The 18,789-nt window shown below is 56.0% G+C and carries 19 protein-coding genes; 1 reads left to right on the top strand and 18 read right to left on the bottom strand.

Going from position 1 to position 18,789, the window contains the following annotated elements; genetic code table 11:
- Positions 1–18 precede the first annotated feature (18 nt).
- From LBW89_RS10285 to LBW89_RS10365, 17 genes are all read right to left on the bottom strand, one after another.
- Entirely contained in the window at positions 19–1,569 is a 1,551-nt protein-coding gene (locus tag LBW89_RS10285) for a glycoside hydrolase family 43 protein (RefSeq protein ID WP_225039114.1), read from the bottom strand.
- Positions 1,570–2,529: a carbohydrate ABC transporter permease gene (locus LBW89_RS10290; RefSeq protein ID WP_148453400.1), complete on the bottom strand. Its 960-nt coding sequence runs from the start codon at positions 2,527–2,529 to the stop codon at positions 1,570–1,572.
- Between the two features lie 2 nt (positions 2,530–2,531).
- Positions 2,532–3,497: an ABC transporter permease gene (locus LBW89_RS10295; protein WP_148453403.1), complete on the bottom strand. Its 966-nt coding sequence runs from the start codon at positions 3,495–3,497 to the stop codon at positions 2,532–2,534.
- A gap of 76 nt (positions 3,498–3,573) precedes the next feature.
- Positions 3,574–5,244, bottom strand: a complete 1,671-nt coding sequence (locus tag LBW89_RS10300) for an ABC transporter substrate-binding protein (protein ID WP_225039115.1) — start codon at positions 5,242–5,244, stop codon at positions 3,574–3,576.
- Between the two features lie 127 nt (positions 5,245–5,371).
- Positions 5,372–6,928, bottom strand: coding sequence for a response regulator (locus tag LBW89_RS10305; RefSeq protein WP_225039116.1), 1,557 nt, complete (start codon positions 6,926–6,928; stop codon positions 5,372–5,374).
- The gene (locus tag LBW89_RS10310) at positions 6,918–8,753 is read right to left on the bottom strand and encodes a sensor histidine kinase (RefSeq protein ID WP_225039117.1); all 1,836 of its coding nucleotides are present in this window, start codon (positions 8,751–8,753) and stop codon (positions 6,918–6,920) included. The genes LBW89_RS10305 and LBW89_RS10310 overlap by 11 nt, the downstream gene beginning before the upstream one ends.
- A gap of 20 nt (positions 8,754–8,773) precedes the next feature.
- The gene (locus LBW89_RS10315) at positions 8,774–10,330 is read right to left on the bottom strand and encodes a helix-turn-helix domain-containing protein (protein ID WP_225039118.1); all 1,557 of its coding nucleotides are present in this window, start codon (positions 10,328–10,330) and stop codon (positions 8,774–8,776) included.
- Positions 10,331–10,505: 175 nt separating this feature from the next.
- On the bottom strand, positions 10,506–10,982 hold the full coding sequence (locus LBW89_RS10320) for a small multi-drug export protein (protein ID WP_225039173.1): 477 nt from the start codon (positions 10,980–10,982) through the stop codon (positions 10,506–10,508).
- Between the two features lie 158 nt (positions 10,983–11,140).
- Positions 11,141–11,752, bottom strand: a complete 612-nt coding sequence (locus LBW89_RS10325; RefSeq protein WP_225039174.1) for a flavin reductase family protein — start codon at positions 11,750–11,752, stop codon at positions 11,141–11,143.
- A gap of 45 nt (positions 11,753–11,797) precedes the next feature.
- On the bottom strand, positions 11,798–12,406 hold the full coding sequence (locus LBW89_RS10330) for an alpha/beta hydrolase (protein ID WP_148453416.1): 609 nt from the start codon (positions 12,404–12,406) through the stop codon (positions 11,798–11,800).
- Positions 12,403–13,353: a ring-cleaving dioxygenase gene (locus LBW89_RS10335; protein ID WP_225039119.1), complete on the bottom strand. Its 951-nt coding sequence runs from the start codon at positions 13,351–13,353 to the stop codon at positions 12,403–12,405. The genes LBW89_RS10330 and LBW89_RS10335 overlap by 4 nt, the downstream gene beginning before the upstream one ends.
- Positions 13,354–13,367: 14 nt before the next feature.
- Positions 13,368–13,988, bottom strand: coding sequence for a nitroreductase family protein (locus LBW89_RS10340; RefSeq protein WP_225039120.1), 621 nt, complete (start codon positions 13,986–13,988; stop codon positions 13,368–13,370).
- A 63-nt stretch (positions 13,989–14,051) separates the two neighbouring features.
- Positions 14,052–14,453 (bottom strand): DoxX family protein, encoded by a 402-nt coding sequence (locus tag LBW89_RS10345; protein WP_225039175.1) that lies wholly within the window; start codon positions 14,451–14,453, stop codon positions 14,052–14,054.
- Between the two features lie 141 nt (positions 14,454–14,594).
- Positions 14,595–15,038 carry a MarR family winged helix-turn-helix transcriptional regulator gene (locus LBW89_RS10350; RefSeq protein ID WP_148453425.1) on the bottom strand — a complete coding sequence of 148 codons (444 nt, stop codon included), beginning with the start codon at positions 15,036–15,038 and terminating at the stop codon, positions 14,595–14,597.
- 144 nt (positions 15,039–15,182) lie between these two features.
- Entirely contained in the window at positions 15,183–15,947 is a 765-nt protein-coding gene (locus LBW89_RS10355; RefSeq protein ID WP_213507050.1) for a GNAT family N-acetyltransferase, read from the bottom strand.
- A gap of 18 nt (positions 15,948–15,965) precedes the next feature.
- Entirely contained in the window at positions 15,966–16,475 is a 510-nt protein-coding gene (locus LBW89_RS10360) for a GyrI-like domain-containing protein (protein WP_148453431.1), read from the bottom strand.
- Between the two features lie 82 nt (positions 16,476–16,557).
- Positions 16,558–17,511, bottom strand: a complete 954-nt coding sequence (locus LBW89_RS10365; protein ID WP_225039121.1) for a helix-turn-helix transcriptional regulator — start codon at positions 17,509–17,511, stop codon at positions 16,558–16,560.
- A gap of 128 nt (positions 17,512–17,639) precedes the next feature.
- Here LBW89_RS10365 and LBW89_RS10370 point away from each other — a divergent pair, with 128 nt between their 5' ends.
- On the top strand, positions 17,640–18,359 hold the full coding sequence (locus LBW89_RS10370) for a 3-ketoacyl-ACP reductase (RefSeq protein ID WP_148453436.1): 720 nt from the start codon (positions 17,640–17,642) through the stop codon (positions 18,357–18,359).
- An 81-nt stretch (positions 18,360–18,440) separates the two neighbouring features.
- Here LBW89_RS10370 and LBW89_RS10375 read toward each other — a convergent pair whose 3' ends face one another.
- Positions 18,441–18,680, bottom strand: coding sequence for a hypothetical protein (locus LBW89_RS10375; protein WP_225039122.1), 240 nt, complete (start codon positions 18,678–18,680; stop codon positions 18,441–18,443).
- Positions 18,681–18,789 lie beyond the last annotated feature (109 nt).

An 18,789-nucleotide genomic window follows, 5' to 3' on the forward strand; every position in this document is an offset into this window, starting at 1 on the left:
CCTTCGAGTTTACTCCCTTTATTCCGTTCGCTGCTCAAACCAGTCAAACCGGGCCGGGGCTGCGCTGGCTTTCCCGTTACCGGTCGCGTACAGACCGACCACTACGCCGGTAAAACACATTTTATTCACGAAGTCCTCGGGCGAGAGCCCCCGGGCGGAACCCGCCGCCAGCCGAACCCAAACCCCGTCCTCCAGCGAATACAGCAGGGCGTATTCCTCCGGGTCCGCGGCGATTTTCAGCCGGACGCGTCCCGCCTCCGTCTCGACCGCCGCCTCTTTGACCGTTTGTCCCCGAGCCGTCAAACGCGCGGCGATCTTTCTTTTGCCGCCCTGCATGCTGAGGAAGATTTCATAATGCGCGTCCTCATCTCTCCGCGCGCATATTCCCGCTTCCTCCCCATCTTCGAGCGGATCGAATTCCAGGCAGGCGCTCCAAGCGGCCCGGACTTGCCGCTGTCTGCGGCCGACGAACGCCACCTGGCCGACATCGTTCAAGCCCGCGGCCTGCCCCCGCAGCGTAAGCCAACCCGGGCGTTCCGCGAGCGACCAGCTTCCTTCCGCGGGATTCCGCAGGAAGGTCCAGGCCGGATCCAAGCGGCCGCCGTCGAAGTCGTCCCTGCCCTCGGCTTTCGCTGCAAGCGGGGAAGGGGCGCCCGGGATTCGCGGCACGTTCATTTCCAGGTTGACGAGGCCCTCGTTGTTGTCGATCATCGGCCACCCGTCTTCACTCCAGTGCACCGGCGCCAAAAAAGTCTCCCGGCCCAGGACGCTGTAGCCGTCGCCGACCAGACGAACGCCAAGGAACACGGCCCACCAGCCGCCGCTGGGGTCTTCAATCAGGTCCGCGTGCCCCAAGTACTGGATGGGGTGGTCGATCCCCCGATGCGTCAAAATCGGCTGCGGGCACATTTCAAACGGTCCGTAGGGATGGGAGCTCCGCCCGATAATTTCCCGATGCTCTTTGGCCGTTCCGCCCGACGCGGTCATGATATAGTAGAGGCCGCCGATTTTATACAGATGCGGCCCTTCCGTCCACGGGCCTCCGTCTCCCCGCCAGATTACGGCCGGTTCGGTCAGGGCTCGGCCCGTTTCAATGTCGATCTCGTACTGGATGACATGGGAGTCGTAATCCGCTCCCTGTTGGGCGGTGACGTAAACCCGGCCGTCATCGTCAAACATCAGGGACGGGTCGATCCCGCCATAGGGAACGGGAATCGGGTCGGACCACGGACCTGCAGGATCGGCCGCCGTCACGTAAAAGTTCCCGATCCCCCGCACGTCGGTCGTAATCATGTAAAAGACACCGTCATGGTAGCGCAGCGTTGGGGCGTAAATGCCGTCGGAACTCCGGCGGCCCCGCAAATCCAACTGCCCGATCCGGTCCAGTACGTGCCCGACTTGTTCCCAATGGATCAAATCCCGGCTGCGGAAAATCGGGACGCCCGGGAAATACTCGAAAGAGCTGCAGATCAGATAAAAGTCATCCCCGGCCCGCGTGATGCTCGGGTCGGGGTAGAAGCCGGGAAGAATCGGATTGGTATACGATATCGCATTGAAATGCTTGTTCATCTATTCTTTTACACTCCCCACGTTAAGTCCGACGACAAAGTACTTTTGCATGAACGGATACACCAGAAGAATCGGCACGGAAGCGACCACCGTAACGGCGGCGCGGATGGACAGCGGGGTGACCATGGAAGCCGCCGCATCCTGCGTCATCCCCGCCCCGGCCGCCACGGCCGGATTGCTGTTGGCGTTCATGCTGGACGAGAGCAGCTTCATCAGCTCGTACTGCATCGTACTCAGCTCCTGTCGGGAGGAGGTGAACAGGAAGGCGTCGAACCAGGAATTCCAGGCGCCCACGGCGACGAACAAGGCAATTGTAGCGAGCACGGGCTTACACAGCGGGAAGATGATCCGCCAGAAAATTTTGAAATCTCCCGCCCCGTCGATTCTTGCCGATTCGACCAGGCTTTCGGGGATCGTTCCGATATAAGTCCGGATGACGATCAGGTTGAAGGCGCTGATCATGGAGGGCAGAACATAAACCCAGAAGCTGTTGATCAAGTTCAAGTCCTTCATCAGGAAGTAGCCGGGGATCAAACCGGCGTTGAAATACATCGTCAGTACGAAGATAAATGTGATCGGCTTGCGGAACACGTACTCCCGGCGGCTTAGCGTATAGGCCAGCATCGACGTCAAAAAGATGTTGAGCAGCGTGGACAGCACCGTTCTTGCCACCGAGATGAGAAAAGCGTTGTAAATCGTCCCCGATACGAACACGGCTTTGTAATTTTGCAGCGTAAATTCTCTGGGCCACAGATAGAGCCCGCCCCGGATCGTATCGTTCCCGGCGTTGAAGGAAACGACGATCGTGTTCAAAAAGGGATATAGTGTAACGATGACAAGCAGGGTCATAAATATGGCGTTAAAGGTGTTAAAGAGAATCGGCTCCAACCGGCCTCTCCCCATCCGGCGGTTTACGGCGGCGGCAGACATCTGCCGCGGGCTGATCGTTTGATTATCCATGCTTATAACAGCCTCTCTTCCCCTAGTCGCTTGGCGGTCCAGTTTGCGATAAGCAGCATGGTTACGCTAACGACCGTTTTGAATATACCGCCGGCGGTAGCCAGGGAATAGTTGCCCTGGGCAATACCGTATTTCAGGACGAAAATGTCGATCGTTTCCGACCAGTCCACCACAAGGCCGTTGCCTAACAGGTATTGGACTTCAAAGCCGGCCTCCAGAATATGGCCCACGGACATGATTAGCAGGATCACGATCGTGGCCTTGATTCCGGGGATCGTTACATGCATCATTTTCCGGTAGCGGCTGGCCCCGTCGATTTCGGCGGCTTCATATAAGGCCGGGTCAATGGAAGCGATGGCGGCCAGATAAATAATCGTGTTCCAACCGACTTCCTTCCAGACATGCGAGGCGCCGACAACGCCCCAGAAATATTTCCCCTCGCTCAGCCATAGGATCGGTTCCTTAATGATGTGCAGCTTCATCAGAATATCGTTGACGATCCCGTCCGAAGCCAGCGAAGTCGCCACGATCCCCGTGACGATAATCCAGGACAAAAAGTGCGGAAGGTACGAGATCGTCTGAACGGTCCGTTTCAGGAACACCTTTTTGATTTCATTCAACAGCAGCGCCAAAATAATCGCGGTCACAAAACCGAGAACCAGATTGATCATGCTCATTCCCAGCGTGTTGCGCAGCACCCGCCAAAAGCTGTCGTCCGAGAACAGAAACTTGAAATGCTTGAAGCCCACCCATTCCTGCTGGGCGAAATCCCGGGCCGGTTTGTAATTTTGAAAAGCCATCGTCCATCCCCAGACAGGGACGTAAGCAAACAATATGATATAAGCGAGCAGCGGTACCGACATATAAATCAGCTGTCTTTGGCTTTTGATGACGGACCACGTCAACGGCTGTTTTTTTCCCTTTTTCACGTTCCGGACGGCGCTTCTTTTCGTTAAAGTCTCATCCATAATTGTTCTCCCCACAGAACCTGTATTTGGGAAAGTGGAAGGCTCCTTGGCCTCCCACTTCCGGTGGATCAAAGCGTTATTTCACGGTCCAGGTATCGATTCTCCACTGCAGCACTTCATTGATTCGTTCCTCATAGGCCTTCACGTTCAACTTGCCGATTTCCCCTGTATACTCGTTCCAGATCTTATCGAACTCACCCGGTTTGGCCAAAATCGCCTGCGGTAAGTACTTGGTCGACAGGTCGTTCAGTTTCGTGTTCACGATCTTCGCTTCCGATCCTTCCACCAGATCGACGGACCAGGCCGGGTAATAAATCGGATTCTCCGGCGGATCGCTGAAGAAGTCCACATAGCTTTCAAAGCCGTAAGCCGCAAGGAACTCTTTGTCATAAGGCTTCAATCCGGCCTGGTATTCTTCGGGCTGCGCGGCGGCGTCCGTGGCGTTGCCGTCACTGAAGTAGCCCTCCAATTTCGGACTGTGCGCATACAGCGTTTTCGCTTTGTTCCCCAGTTCCCAGGTCGCATCCGTTGTTTTCTTGCGCTGTTCCTCGGTTCTCAGAAAACGCCCCTTCTCGTTGACAATGTAATCTTCGCCTTCGATGCCCCAGGTCAAAATTTTCTGCCAATCCTCCTGAATCAGGCGATCCCACATTTTAAGAATGCGCACCGGATCCTTGGCGTTGACGCTGATGCCGAATCCGTTATTCAGGTTTAGTGCCGCGCGATCCCGGTAATGATCCCGGATGCTCGGATCGTAGACAAGCGGAAGTCCCACGTAAGTCCGCTCCAGCTTTTCCTGTGTAATCAGCGCATTCTCGGCGCTTTGGAAGTTCCAGTGTTGGTCGAACATCCCAAGGACCGTGCCGCTGGAAATTTTCGCCATGTACTGGTCGAAGTTCTGGGTAAACGTCTCTTTGTCGATCAGACCGAGCTGATTCATATCGTTCAGCTTCTGGTAGTACTTTTTGGCATAGTCCTTGTTTGCAAAAATCTCCGCTTTCCCGTCCTTGACGACCACGCCGCCATCGTTCGGATGACCGATTAAATGCTGCGGCGCATTGAACAAGCCCCAGTTTTTCCAGTCATAGTTCAGGATTTCGAAGCCGATGGTCGGGCTCCCGTCGATGGTCGGATACTTCTCCTTGTACTTGGCGATCAAGTCGAAATACTCGTCCAGTGTCTTTACCTTCGGATAACCGAATTCCTTCAGCACCGCCTTTTGAATCCAGAAGGCCGGCCCGGAGTACCAGGTCGAGGCGACCTCCCCGTTGTAAGCTCCGTAATTGGGCAGGGTGTAAATATGCCCGTCGTTCGGGTCTTTCATCATGTTCCAATACTTCTCATAGTGCTTCTTCAAATTCGGTGCATGTTCTTCGATGAGGTCTTCCAGAGGTATAAAAGCGCCGGCCGCCGTCAGCTTCGTGTTGGCGGTCATAATATCGGGGTAATCGGAGCCCGCGATCATGACGCCCAGCTTTTGATTGATATCGCCGGCCAGGAATTCGAATTTAAACGTAACGCCCAGCTCATCCTTAATCTTTTTGTAAATCTTGTTGTCCGGTGTGGGCTGCTGACCGGCTTCTCCGATAAAGGCGGTAATTTCAAACGGTCCGTCCGCCTCCTGTTCTCCGGTGTTGCTCTTTCCGGCCTTGGAAGCGTTGTTACCGCCGCATCCCGATAGGATAACGCCTAACGATAACAGCATGATCATGCTGAGCCGGAGTACTGATTTAGACTTGCCCCCCATATAAAGCACCTCCGAATTGATTTGAATACCGTTAGGGATTGTAAGCCCTTACAAGTATCTGTTCTCATTGTAAGAGCGTTTTCAAGGCCGAACTATATCACAATTAAAGCTCTTACCCCTAAAAACTTTAGATCCTGTTTTTGTACTCATTGGGAGACATGCCGTGTCTTCTTTCAAATTGTTTCAGGAACTGGCCATAGTTGGCGTACCCGACCCGCTCCGCGATTTCACAGTTCTTCATCTTCCCTTCGTTCAGCAGCGACAGCGCTTCTTCAATCCTTAAATCGTGAACCATATCGTGAAAAGAAACCCCGTTCTTCTTCATCAGCAACTGCCCCAAATATACCGGGTGGAGGTAAAACACCTGGGCCAGTTTTTTAATAGTCAGGGCTTCCCGGTAGTGTTCCCGAATGTATTGATTGATCTCTTCCACGATGCCTTTGGATTTCCGCGCTTGCTCCCGGGAGAGCGCCTCGATGCACGCTTCCCCGAAGGATTTCAAATATCCCATCATTCCCGTTAATGTAGGAGGAGCCGACATTCCGGGAACGTGATACGAAGCGAGAACCTCTTCCGCCGGGTCTCCCAGCATTTCGCGAAGATACTCCGAGGTTTTGTACAGCAGGTGAATCACCGCCTTCTCCACGATCTCGGGAGCCGTGCGTTTCTCCCGGAAGCTGCGGGCCGCCGAGGTTACCGACTCCTCAAAATCGTCCGGTTTCATGAGCTGAATGGATTCGATGATCCGGTCCATCAGAGGCATCTGATCATAATGTTGACTGAAGCCCAGCGCCCGCGTGGCCTCATGGGTGAATATTTGCGGAGATCCGCCTTCCTCATAAAACCGGTGGGACATGGCTCTGACCGCCGTGGCATAACTATGGCCGATTTCGTAGAGCGATTTGCGGCTTTCCCCCAAAGCCAGGCAAACCGGCCGTCCTGAAGCCCCGCGGATCAATTCGCTCACGACGTTTCCGGATTTCGAGGATTTCGCTTTTCCCGGCGCCTTTTCCGCGCCTTCACCGTATACCAACACAAACTGGCCGTAATCCAGATCGATCAAGTATAGGGCCTCCTTCTCCTCCAACAGGGAGGACGCCCATTCCCTGGCCTCCGGAAACCGATCATCGGCTTGAACGAGGCAGCAGTTCCACGCTGCACGGCTTGCCGAAACCCTGTCTAGAAACGGGCATGGGCGGATGTCCTTTGTCTCCTGAGGGTCCGACGCCAGCAGAGATCGGATCAGGGCCGCCGTTTCCTCGTAGGCCGCAACCCGGCTGATCCGGCTCCGCTCGGCTTCCCGCAGCAGCTCGCCGCGGATTTGCTCCAGCTCCGCCGCCGCTTCCTCCGCTTCCACCGGCTTGAGCAAATAATGGGTAATCCCGAATCGCATCGCCCTTTGAGCATATTCAAACTCGCTGTACCCGCTGATCAGGGCAAAGCTCACCGCTCGGCGGGCCGGGTGGCGCTGCCAGGCTTCGATCATTTCCAGCCCGTTCATGACCGGCATATTTACGTCCGTTACGACCAGATCCGGCTCCAACTCCTCGATTAACCGCAGCCCTTCCCTGCCGTTTGAACCGGTCCCGCAAATTTCAAAGCCGAGTTTTCTCCAGTCGATCCACATCTGCATGCCTTCCAAGGCTCCCGGCTCATCGTCGACCAACAGCACTTTAAACGCCATCGATGTCCCTCCTGTCTTCATTCTGATGTTCAAGGAGCTTGATGGGGATATCGAACGATACCGTCGTCCCCTCTTCCGGGCTGCTGGAGATATCAAAGCGGACTTGATCGTCATAATACAGTTCCAGCCTGCGGTACACGTTGCGGATGCCGATACTGCTCCCCGACGCATTCTCGTTGCGTACCGACAGAATCAATTCGCGAAGACGTCCCGCTTCGATTCCGATGCCGTTGTCGGAAATGACGACGCGAAGCCGGCCGTCGGCCACAAAGGCACGGATCCGGATCAACCCCCGCCCCTCCACCGCCTGGATGCCGTGCTTGCAGGCATTCTCCACCAGCGGCTGGATGCTCATTTTAGGGATTTTATAACGCAGAGCCTCCTCGTCAATTTCACACTGAAATTCGAATTTGTCCCGAAAGCGGAACTTTTCGATTTTGAGATACATTTCAATGAACCTCATCTCTTCTTCCACGGGCACCAGATCCTCTTGCCAACTAAGCAATCTCCGCAGGAGCTTCGATAAGCTTTTGATGATATCGGTAACGTCCTCATATTGGTTTTTGGTGCACACGACCAGAATCGCGTTCAGCGTATTGAATAGGAAATGAGGGTTCATCTGGCTCTGCAGAAAGTTTAATTCCGCCCGGACCCGTTCCATCTCCAGGCTCTTCTTCTGAATCTCCAGTTTGTACACATTGTTGATCAGGGAATTGATTCTGGAGGTCATGATATTAAAGTTACGAATCAGCCCGCCGATTTCATCGCGTCCTTCATCGATCCGGATCAGATCAAATTTCTCGTTCGTCACCTTCTGCATGTGCCGCGACAGCCGCTTCACCCGATAATTGTAGGATCTTAGCATGACATAAATAAAAACCGACGTAATCAACGTAATCGCCGCCGCCAAAAAGCCGACATACAGCCGCATGTCCAGCATCGCCCTGGTGACCCGGTTCCCCTGCGGGACGCCGATCAGCCGCCATCCTTTGACGTATTTGGCCGTTCCAATGGCCACCTCGTAATGCCCTATACTTTGCCGATCTCCCAAATCCGCCGCAAGCTTCGGATAACCCGCGCTTTCTGCGGCGTCCCGCGGGTATCCGTCCTCCGTGGACATAATGACTTCGTTGTTCTCATTGACCAGGAATAAATTCAGATAATCCCTTTCGCGCGCGAGCACATCATAAATCAGGCTTAAATCGATATCGATTCGTAACAGCTTGTCAAAAGTGCGGTAATAGTTGTAATAGTCCATGTTTTCAATCACGCTCAAGTAGGGGGACGTCAGTGTCCGGTTGTCCGCCTGCTTCTCGCGGTAGGCCGCCACCATCACGGACGCATCCGATTTTTCCCACATCCGGTACCATTCGCTCTCCCGGACCTCCTGATTCATGATGTGATAATTGCTGCCCGGAACGATGGTGGGGTTCTCCGTAAATATATCGATTCGCGAAATCTGGTTATTGACCGGAATGTAACTGCTGACCCGGTGCCTGAGCTGCTCGTCGAACGCCGCGTAGAAATCGGGCGAATCCTTGTAAATCCGGTCCAGCATCTCATACAAGGTCTTATCGGTATTCAAGGCGTGGCTGACGGCCACCCCGCCTTCGATGAAATCATGAATGTCCTTTCTGGCCCGTTCCAGTGAAATTTCGAGGTTCTGTTCCTCCCGTTCCCGGATCAAACCGGACATCCGGTCCATAAAGAGCAAATTCATGACGACGATCGGCAGCAGCACGCCGACAATATAGATCACAATAAACTTGTAGTTCAAAGGGATATCGTTGACGATTTTGGTGAAACCGATCTTTCCTTTCCGCATATGAACACCGTCCCGGGAAGTCATTCCGCCCGCTTCCGCTCCGGCCCCTGCTTATAGGCCGACGGAAGCACGCCCGTTTTGCTTTTGAATTTGCTTATAAAATAATCCGCGTTCGGGTAGCCGACCTGCAGCGCGATCTCCGTAATTTTCATCTGCGTGCGCTTCAGCAGCCTTTTCGCCTCATCGATGCGTTTATCGTGCAAATACTCGTTAAAGGTTTTGCCCGTCTGTTTTTTGAACAGCTGGCCGAGGTAAGTGGCGTTCAGGTGGTATTGCTTGGCTAAGTCCTGAAGCTGCAGTTTGCTCCGGTATTCCCGGTCCACATGCCGAATCACGTGAAACATCGTATTGTTTTCGTTTTTGAGCCGCAGCTCGGAAAGAAGCGAATCCGCTTCGCGGCAGAGGCCGTGGATATACCGCTTTAATGCCGGGTAATCCCGGACCTCGCTTAACCGCCCGCAGTTTCCCTGTACGCGCTGCATATAGGCGTCGGGTGCTCCTTCCATTTCCAGAACCACCCGGCAAAGGCGGAACTCCAAATCGGCTACATGAGCCTTTGCGGCCGCAAGCCCGGTCCGGCGTCCGAGCAGGGCATCGAAAACCTCATCCAAAGCCGAGTCAAGCTTGGCCGTGTCCCCGTCGACCGTGCAGTCCAGGAGGCAGCCGAGCTTCTCATTGAGCAGTGCGTCCTGCCGGGGCGAAGCCGTGTTCCGGTCGCGGAAATAAAAAAGCCCCGCTTTCCCCTCGCAGCGTTTGGCCTTGCAGAGCTCCTTCGCCTGCAAATAGAGTTCGCGGACCGAGCGGATTCCTTGCGATCTCCCGCTGACGGCGACGATCGCCGACGAGGGGGCGCCCGTCCCCGGTCTCCCGCACGGCCGGCTCGGCGGTAAGCCAATCTCCTGCAGCCGGTGTTCCGAATGGACGGACGCCGGAAGAATAAACCCGATGCGGGCCGCGCCATCTTGAAAAGAGCGCAGCGGCTCCTCGGGAAATAGAACGCGGAATTGACGTTCTACCTCGGCGTAATCCTCCACTCCGTCCACCAGCACGCAGACCAGTTCTGCGTCGGGCGGAAGGTTCAAGCCCCGGATCGCTTGCTGTTCCAGGTCTTCGTTGTACTCGCCCTGCGTCAACCGCCCCAGGATATGGCTCGCGAACAGCCGCTGCCGCTGTCTGTGGGCTTCTTCCGCCGCAAGTTCACCCTGGATTTGAGAGCCGATCCGCCGTAAAATCGCCTCGATCTCTTCTTCATCGACCGGCTTCAGCAAATATTCCGCAACCCTTTGGCGCATCGCCGTCCGGGCGTAACCGAAATCGTCGTAGCCGCTCAGCACCACGAATTTGGGCGGCCGCTTCAGCGCCCGGTTCGAACGTTCGATGAGCTCCAGACCGCCAATCACCGGCATTCGTATGTCCGTCAGCACCAGTTCGGGCATGAGCCGCTGGATCAAGCCGAACGCCTCCGAGCCGTTGGAGGCCTCGCCGCATACTTGAAAACCGTAATGCTCCCACCTGATCATGGTCCGGAGCCCCTCCAGAACCAACGGCTCATCATCAACCAAAAGAACATTCATCATCCGTTCATCCGCTCCTTTGGGCGATATCTCTCCTTTTACTTGACAGATATCCGGAATGTAAGCGCAACCACAACTATATGCTACCATACTTGTATGGTAGTTGGAATACAAAAATAAGGGGCTCCCGCTCCAATATACAGACGAAAAAAACTCCTCATAAAGGAGTTTTTCTCATCTAGATCCAGTTAATATAGCTAAAGCCATACACGGAGCTCACCGTCATGACGACGGTCCATACGGCCAGGCTGACGCCCATCCAGCCGATGACGCGGGTCCGCGAAGAACCGAACGTCAACGCCATCAAAGCCGCGAGGTCCGTGCCGACCAGCACCGGTGCCAACAGTGCCAGCCCGGGCAAGCCGTAGCGCTCCCACAGGTTTCTGGCGCGGGTCTCCCTTTTGTTCTCGGCCGTGACGCCTTTCGCTGCTCTCCGTTTGTCGCGCCAGTTCCGGTACGTATTGAACAGGAGCCCCAACAGTACGATCATAAGAAAATTGCCGGCAAATCCTACGATGGCTACGGCGACCGGCTGTAATCCCCAGACGATTCCGGCCGGAACCACGATAAACACATCAAGCCAAGGCGCGGCCGCCAGCAGAAATAGAGCGGCATATTGCCAGATCCCCTCGGCCTGTTCTGCCCATTCCAACATGTAAGTCTCTTCCCCCCAGTCCGATTCTCTGTGAAGCGATACCTTGCGATTCAACTCCCGCTCCCCTTAAGAGCGTAATCAAAAAAACGCTCTCCCGCAACCTTTGGCTGCGGAAGAGCGCTTCGATTCCATTTCGGCCGATGCTACACCGTTCGCTGCTATTCCGGCCGCTCCAAGGCGAACACGCCGCCGATCCGGGCGTAATTCTGCCCGGCCAGCCGGCTTACGGCCCCCAGTCCGGCGGCGTCGATGCGTCCGTCTTCATAGATCGCCTCCGCGATATGAAACCGGACCACCCGGCCGATCAGCAGGTCGGCCGCCGGAGCGTCGGCCGTGCCGCCGAGCGGAAGGCTCCGCTCCAGCAGGCACTCCATCCGCACCTTGGCCTCGGCCACGCCGGGCACCGGGATGCACTCGCTCGCGACCGGCGTCAATCCCGCCAAGGCGGCCTCGCTCTCCTCCGGCGGCAGGGCCGCCGCCGTCGCGTTGACCTGCGCGATGTAAGCTTCATCCGCGATATGGACCACAAAAGCCCCGCGCTCCAGTGCATTGCGGGCCGTATCCTTGGACCGTCCCTGCTTGCGCTGGACGGAGACCGAAATCATCGGCGGATCGGCCGTCACGATGTTGAAGTAACTGAACGGGGCCGCATTCAGGGTCCCGCCGGCGGACAGCGTGGTCACCAACGCGATCGGCCGCGGAATGATCGTCCCCGTCAGCAGCTTGTAATTGTCCCGTTCGCTCTGGCGATCGGGGTCGATCGAACGCATAACCGGCGGCATATGCTTGCCCTCCCCCTCTCTCATCAGGCCATTTTAGGCGAATGTCCGTTGATACCATGCCGAGGCGGCGTCAATCTCGGAAGCAGACAGCTGGTGTCCGGACACTTCCCAATGAACCGTCACCTGGGCCCCCGCTTCCGTCAACAGGCGTTCCAACTCCTCCGTCTCCTCCGGCGGACAAAGCGGGTCGTTTCTGCCGGCTCCGATGAAGACGGGAACTCCGTCCAAGGCCGGCAGGTCAATCCCGCGCCGCGGCACCATCGGATGGTGCAGAATAGCTCCGCGTAAGGCGTCCTTGTGATGAAAGAGCAGACTGCCGGCGATATTTGCGCCGTTGGAGTAGCCGACCGCGACCAGGTTCCCCCGGTTGAAGCCATAGGTCTGCGCCGCTTCATTCAGGAAGTCGTTCAATTCCGCGGTTCGCAACACCAGGTCCTCCTCGTCAAAGACGCCCTCCGACAAGCGTCTGAAAAACCGCGGCATCCCGTTCTCCAGAACATTTCCCCGGACGCTCAGCACCGATGACTGCGGGGAGATGATGCCAGCCAGCGGCAGGAGATCCCGCTCGGTTCCTCCGGTGCCGTGAAAAAGCACCAGCACCGGCGCGTCCGAATTGGTTCCCTGCTGAAAAATATGCTTCATACCTGATCCTCCTTCAATATCCGAACCTCAATCGGTTCCAGGTTTGCTTCAATCAGCTTCCGCTGCTCCTCGTACCAGTCGGGCAGCATTAACTTCTCGCCCAGCTTGTCCACAGGTTCGTCCCGGGCAAATCCAGGCGGATCGGTGGCGATTTCGAACAGAATGCCCCCTTCTTCCCGGAAATAGACCGCGTTGAAATACTGCCGGTCCACAATTGGGGTGACCTGGTAACCCAGCCCCGCCAATTTGTTTCTCCAGGCCGCATGTTCTTCGTCGTCTTTTGCCCGCCAGGCGATATGGTGTACGGTACCGGCCCCGCCGTTACCCGGCTCCACCGGCTTCACGTTGATATCGATAATATTACCTAAGTCTCCGGCCGTTTTGTATCGGACGTAGGACCCGTCCTCTCCTATTTTTTCCATCCCGAATACCTGCTCCAACAACCGGGCTGTTTTCTCGGGGGACAAACTGTACAGAACCGCTCCTCCGAACCCTTTGATCGCATGGTCGGCCGGGATGCCGCCGAACGACCACGCGCTGGCCTTCCCTTCCTCCCGTTCCACCAGCTCCAGCACCAGGCCGGAAGGATCGCGGAAGCGAAGCACGGTCTCGCCAAATCTCTCCCTCTTCTCCACGGAGACCTTAAACCGGCGCAAGCGTTCCTCCCAAAAATCCAGCGTTTCCGGAGGAATCGCATACGTCGTTACGCCGACTTGGCCTCCGCCGATCCGGCCGCGCCGGGAGCCCGGCCACGGGAAGAAGGTGATGATCGTTCCCGGATGACCCATTTCATCCCCAAAGTACAGATGATACACTTCAGGCGCGTCAAAGTTGATCGTTTTCTTAACCAAGCGCAGGCCCAGAATGCCCGAGTAAAAATCGACGGTTTCCTGCGGTCCCGGTACAAATGCGGTAATGTGATGAATTCCTGCGGTACGTTGTGTCATATTTTTCATCCCCCTTATAGATATTTGACGAATTCGGCCACCGGCTTGCGGTAGCCGCGCGGGCGCTGACTTGAGGCGTCCTCTTTGCCGATCGCGATGAGCATGACCGGAACATAGGACTGCGGTGTGCCCAGTACCACGGATAACGCCGCCGGATCAAAACCGATCATCGGGCAGGTATCCCACCCAAGGTCCTTGGCGATCAGCATCAATTGCATGGCGGACAAGCTGGCGTTGCGGATCGCTTCTTCCCGCTGGAAGACCTCGCCCCGCTCCTCGTAGAACGCGAGGGTCGACGCAACCGTGAGGTCGTATTCTTGCTTGCTCATGGCGCCTAGCGTAAGCAGGCCCTCGTTGAGCATGGCCACATCTTTGTAAGCGTCGGGAATTCCCATCACCGCGATCACGGCGGAGGCGGTACGAATCTTGTACTGCTTGTTGGCCGCCTCGTATACTTTTTCCTTGAGTGCCGGATCTTTTACTACGACATAATGGGCATGCTGCAAATTAAATGCCGAAGGGGCGTATTTGACCAGATTGAACATCTCATTCAAATCCTGCTCCGGAATGTCTATGCCCTGGATAAACTTGCTTGCCGAACGGCGGCTTTTCACCAAATCCGTAAATTCGCTCATGGTATAGTCTCCTCTTTTTCAATCATTTTTATAGAATCATTCGTCCAAGTGAGTTAATCCCTCTTAAAAGATCAGAGCGTCCAAAGAGTACGTACCCGCGCCCGTTAATCCCACTGCGACGGCAACGGCGATGATAAGCAGAGGATATTCGGAACCGTTCGCCGTGGACCAATAGCCGTTCTTGCCGTGAACCGTAACGATCGCCATGACCATGGTTGCCACGATCAACGCGGCCCCGAGCGGTGTCAACAGCCCGGCGGCAAACAACAGACCGCCGACAAACTCGCCCAACCCGGCCAACACCGCCATCAACACACCCGGTTTTAAGCCGAGGGACTCCATCCAGCCGCCGGTTCCTTTTGGACCGTAACCGCCGAACCAGCCGAACAATTTCTGCGCCCCATGCGCCATAAACGATAATCCGACCACCAAACGCAAAATGAACAACCCGATAGCTATACTCATCATTGATTCCATCTCCTTTGAATTTGTACTGTTACAATATTGAGAATCTCATTATTAAGATATTAGTTTTAAAAAAGGGCCCTAAGCTTTCTCCGCTTAGGCACCGGCCTTTCGCTTCTTCCGTCAAGGCATCACTCCCGGCTACTTAAACCCCTCCTGGGCGTATTTCCCCAACTTCTTCAGCAGGGCGCTGGCCACCCGTTTCTCCTCGTCCGTTAACCCGGCGGTTGCCCGGGCGATGACTTCCGCGTGCTTGGGAAAGACTTCTTCGATAAACCGGGAGCCTTTCTCCGTAATCTCCGCGTAAGTCAATCTCCGGTCTTCCGTGGAGGCTTTGCGGCAGGCGAGGCCTTTCTGCTCCAGCTTGTCGACCACATACGTAATATTGCCGCTGCTCATTAAGACTTTGCCGCCGATCTGTTGAATCGGCTGCGGCCCTTTGTGGTACAGCAGTTCCAGCACCCCGAACTCCGTTCGCGTCAGTCCGTATTGGCGGATATCCCGGTCCGTGTGGGCCCCGACCCATTGACTGGCCCGCGACAGCGCGATGTGCAGATCAAGGGCGTCCTGTTGTCCATAATCCATAAAAATCTCCTCCCTTCCTTTTCGCCGTCCTATTGTGCTTCCTCATTTATCTTAATATGATTTATCTCGATGTCGTTTATCTTGATATTAAGATAATTCTTTTTTCGACCATTGTCAACCCCCGTTATAAAAAAAGAGCCCGCCTTAGGTTTCCCCGGCGACCCCTTCGAGAATCTGTTCCAGTTTTTTTCGGCTCATCATTTCATGGCCGACGTACCGGCCGTTGTAGAAAAAAGCGAACGTCGTCCAAGGCGCGGGCGCCTTCTGCGCCTCTTCCCGCGACATGATGCGGTGCGCCCGGAACGGGATGCCCCGTTCCTCCGCAACGGCCTGCCAATCCTGCAGCACCCCGGCGGCAAACGGGCATTGCGGCGTGTAATACACCACCAGGCCGTCCTCGTTCACGGTCAGCGCTCGGGCGGTCTCCTTAAAGGACGGCAGCGGAGCCGCGTCGTTCCATCTCAACACCGCCAGCTCATAGTAAGGCTCCGCCTCGTCCACGACTTCAAAGCCGTGATGGAGAAAAAACTTCCGCTCGCTCAAGTACGGCATCTTTTTGTCCGAAAACATATGGACCACGCCGTCCATCCCCCGCTCCCGGGCATCCGCCATACAGCGCTCCAACAATTTTCGCGCGTAGCCCTGGCCTTTATATCTCCCGCTGACCCACAAGCAATTGATCATCATATAATTGGGGGCGTGCACGGGAACCCAGGCCGCCTCGGCAGGCAGGTATTCGATGAACACTTTGGCCCGCTCGTTCAGCCTGACAAACGTGAGACCCTCCGCCATCCGGTCCTTCAACCAGCTTTTTTTGCTGTTTACCGCCTCCTCGTAGGCTTTCGCTCCCAGAGCGCAGCAAATGTGCTCCCGATCCAGCCGTTCGGGCGTCATCTCGATTAATTCCATGCTCGAACCCCTCACCTTTTAGGATTTTAAGGCAATGTAGATGGATACGACCGCATTCTCCGGATCGAAGTTCCGCAAATCGTACAGCTCGTAATCCGCCGTGTAAGCCCTCTGCTCGGCCGAGTTTTGGAAATAGTTCCAAATCCGCCCCCAAGCCTCGCCCACTACCTGATAGACCGGGCCCCGGCGCGTTTCAAACACTTTATATCTGGCGGCCGCAAGGCGAGCTTCCCCGTACCCGTTTGCTTCCTGAGGACCGTCATTCGGCTGCCCCTGCCATTCATGGCCGAGAATCACCGTATACGCCCCGGAGGCATCGCTTTCGTAATCGGTATAGACCGCATAGAGCAGATGCGGATTTTGATGCTTGTCCGGATGTGGAGCACCTTCGCGGAAATAGCGGTCCCACAGTCCCGGCAGCCGCCCCTCCGGGCCGCCTTCCTCCGCATTGGTCGTCCGCACGGAGATCCCGGCCACCCGAATTTCCCGTTCCAGCTTGAACTCTTGCAACTCTTGCTCGTGATTCATCGTTGTATCGCTCCCTTCAAAGATATTTTTATTCTACAGGAGCGACCTGGACATCAGTCTGTCCAGTTTAAATTCGATTCCGCTAAGATTCGGAAAAATTTCCGCTTTCATAGACGCGGACGATACGCTCCGCCCGGGATTTGATCTCCTCCGCCAAAGAGGGCGGGTGCTCCACCCTGACCAGATCGCCGTAGCTGAGCAGCATTCCGCAAAACCACTCGTCCACCGTAAAGCTGCCTTCCACTTGAAAACCGCCGTCCGGGTGAGCCGTGATTTGCTCCGGAAAAAACGTGTCCCCGAACCGGTATCGCGCTTCCGCCCGAAACACCAGCCGAACCGCGGCCTCTTCCCCGCCCGACCAGGACTTGTTCCATTCGTAGCTTTCTAGCCTCGGGGCTTCCCGAAGCTCGAAAGTTTCCGCCAGCAGGTTCAACTCCTGTATCCGGGACAACCGGAAAGTCCGGAAATCGTTGCGCTCCCGGCAAAACGCCTGAAGGTACCAGACGCCGCCCTTCATGACCAAAGCCGTCGGCTCTACGATCCGGCTCTCGTCGCTCCCATCCTGGCGGACATAGATCAAGCCGGCGAGCCTGCGTTCGCGGATAGCCTGACGGAGCAGGGCCAATTTCTGCCTGGCCGTACTTCCCTGGCCCCAAGGTTGAAAATCAAAGATCACGGTTTCCCCCTTGGTTTCGGTATGGCCCTCCTCCGATTGGAGCAGCGCTTTGAACTTCTGCACCAGGTCATCGTAGGTACGGTCCTGGATCGCCCGGCTCGCCCCCTTTACGGCGGACAGCAGCGAGCCGATTTCCTCCGGCGTCATCATATGCCTGTCCAATGTATAGCGGTCCATAATCTCAAAGCCGCCGGACGCGCCTTGCAGCGCCATGACCGGGATGCCCGCGCGGCCCAGCGTTTCCATGTCCCGGTATATCGTTTTGACGGAGACCTCAAACCGCTCCGCCAGCTCCTTGGCGCTCATCCGGCCGCGATTGAGCAGCAGTACGGTCATCGCCAACAGACGTTCCGTTTTCATCGGACCCCCGCACACCCTTCCCGTTTCCGTTCCCTATCACTATGCAAAATAGTACTTCACCTTCGTATCCTTTATAATATAGGGGAGCTTTACGTCTCACCATCATTATAAACCGGAGGTAGAGAAGGATGGAATTAAAAAACAAAGCCGCCATTATTACCGGCGCGGGTAAAGGGATCGGCAAAGCGGTCGCCACCGCCCTCGCTAAAGAAGGCGTCAACTTGGGCCTGATCGCCCGCACGACGAGTGACCTGGAGGCGCTGCAGAAGCAGCTGTCCGGCGAATTCGGCATCCAGGTACATATCGCTTCCGCCGACATATCCAAACGCGAAGAGGCCGAGGCCGCCGTGTCCCAGTTGATCGGCGCGCTCGGCACCGTCGACATTCTGATCAACAACGCGGGCGTGGCCAAGTTCGCCACCCTGAACGACATGGATCCGGCCGACTGGGAGCGGATCATCAACGTAAACCTTATGGGCACGTACTATGTGACGCGCGCCGCGCTGCCGCATCTGCTGGAGAAGCAAAGCGGGGACATCATCAACGTGGCGTCCACGGCGGGCGAACGCGGTTTTGCGACCGGGTCGGCGTACTGCGCCTCGAAGTTCGCGCTGCTCGGGCTGACCGAATCGCTGATGCAGGAGGTCCGCAAGTCCAACATCCGCGTCGTGGCCCTCACGCCAAGCACGGTGAACACCGAGCTGGCCGTGAACACGGGGCTGAAGATCGGCGACGAAGACCGGATGATGCAGCCGGAAGACGTGGCCGAGCTGGCTCTGGCTACGCTGAAGCTGCCGAGCCGCGTTTTCGTCAAAACGGCGGGCATCTGGACGACCAACCCGCAGTAGCAGGGGCGGGTTATTGCGAAAAAAAGAAGAAGCCGCGGTTTCCGCGGCTTCTTCTTTTTGTATGCTGAATCTGCTTGCTCTTTATTTGCTTCTGCGCCCCCGGGCGAGTTCCAATTTTAAATAACGGCCTTTTGGGCCGTTATTTCGGTCCGATTCGGCCCCACGGGCATAATAGCGGTCAAAAAGGGCCTTATTTACCTTGTGCGGACCCCAAATCAGGGTTTGGGCGGCTTTTTTCCAAAAATAAGAGCCTAAAAGGCCGCTATTCGGTTCAGATGAGTCTAATTCGACAAAATAGCGCCCCAAAAGACCCTTATTCACCTACCCTACCAACCTCATCAAAACGGACTTGGCCGCTGACAAATTTGCTCGAGGTTGCCGCAACGCTAATGCTGTAGTCTGTAGCGAGCACCGAAATCAGGGCTTGGCC

Source organism: Paenibacillus sp. alder61 (assembly GCF_020179875.1).
In the GTDB taxonomy this organism is placed as follows: Bacteria; Bacillota; Bacilli; order Paenibacillales; family Paenibacillaceae; genus Fontibacillus; species Fontibacillus faecis.

Coding starts and splice junctions, on each gene's coding strand:
- LBW89_RS10310 (WP_225039117.1), bottom strand. CDS start 8,753: ATGCGGAAAGGAAAGATCGGTTTCACCAAAATCGTCAACGATATCCCT.
- LBW89_RS10295 (WP_148453403.1), bottom strand. CDS start 3,497: ATGGATGAGACTTTAACGAAAAGAAGCGCCGTCCGGAACGTGAAAAAG.
- LBW89_RS10355 (WP_213507050.1), bottom strand. CDS start 15,947: ATGGAATTAATCGAGATGACGCCCGAACGGCTGGATCGGGAGCACATT.
- LBW89_RS10370 (WP_148453436.1), top strand. CDS start 17,640: ATGGAATTAAAAAACAAAGCCGCCATTATTACCGGCGCGGGTAAAGGG.
- LBW89_RS10330 (WP_148453416.1), bottom strand. CDS start 12,406: ATGAAGCATATTTTTCAGCAGGGAACCAATTCGGACGCGCCGGTGCTG.
- LBW89_RS10350 (WP_148453425.1), bottom strand. CDS start 15,038: ATGGATTATGGACAACAGGACGCCCTTGATCTGCACATCGCGCTGTCG.
- LBW89_RS10315 (WP_225039118.1), bottom strand. CDS start 10,330: ATGATGAATGTTCTTTTGGTTGATGATGAGCCGTTGGTTCTGGAGGGG.
- LBW89_RS10360 (WP_148453431.1), bottom strand. CDS start 16,475: ATGAATCACGAGCAAGAGTTGCAAGAGTTCAAGCTGGAACGGGAAATT.
- LBW89_RS10365 (WP_225039121.1), bottom strand. CDS start 17,511: ATGAAAACGGAACGTCTGTTGGCGATGACCGTACTGCTGCTCAATCGC.
- LBW89_RS10300 (WP_225039115.1), bottom strand. CDS start 5,244: ATGGGGGGCAAGTCTAAATCAGTACTCCGGCTCAGCATGATCATGCTG.
- LBW89_RS10305 (WP_225039116.1), bottom strand. CDS start 6,928: ATGGCGTTTAAAGTGCTGTTGGTCGACGATGAGCCGGGAGCCTTGGAA.
- LBW89_RS10340 (WP_225039120.1), bottom strand. CDS start 13,988: ATGAGCGAATTTACGGATTTGGTGAAAAGCCGCCGTTCGGCAAGCAAG.
- LBW89_RS10285 (WP_225039114.1), bottom strand. CDS start 1,569: ATGAACAAGCATTTCAATGCGATATCGTATACCAATCCGATTCTTCCC.
- LBW89_RS10345 (WP_225039175.1), bottom strand. CDS start 14,453: ATGAGTATAGCTATCGGGTTGTTCATTTTGCGTTTGGTGGTCGGATTA.
- LBW89_RS10325 (WP_225039174.1), bottom strand. CDS start 11,752: ATGCGTTCGATCGACCCCGATCGCCAGAGCGAACGGGACAATTACAAG.
- LBW89_RS10320 (WP_225039173.1), bottom strand. CDS start 10,982: ATGTTGGAATGGGCAGAACAGGCCGAGGGGATCTGGCAATATGCCGCT.
- LBW89_RS10290 (WP_148453400.1), bottom strand. CDS start 2,529: ATGGATAATCAAACGATCAGCCCGCGGCAGATGTCTGCCGCCGCCGTA.
- LBW89_RS10335 (WP_225039119.1), bottom strand. CDS start 13,353: ATGACACAACGTACCGCAGGAATTCATCACATTACCGCATTTGTACCG.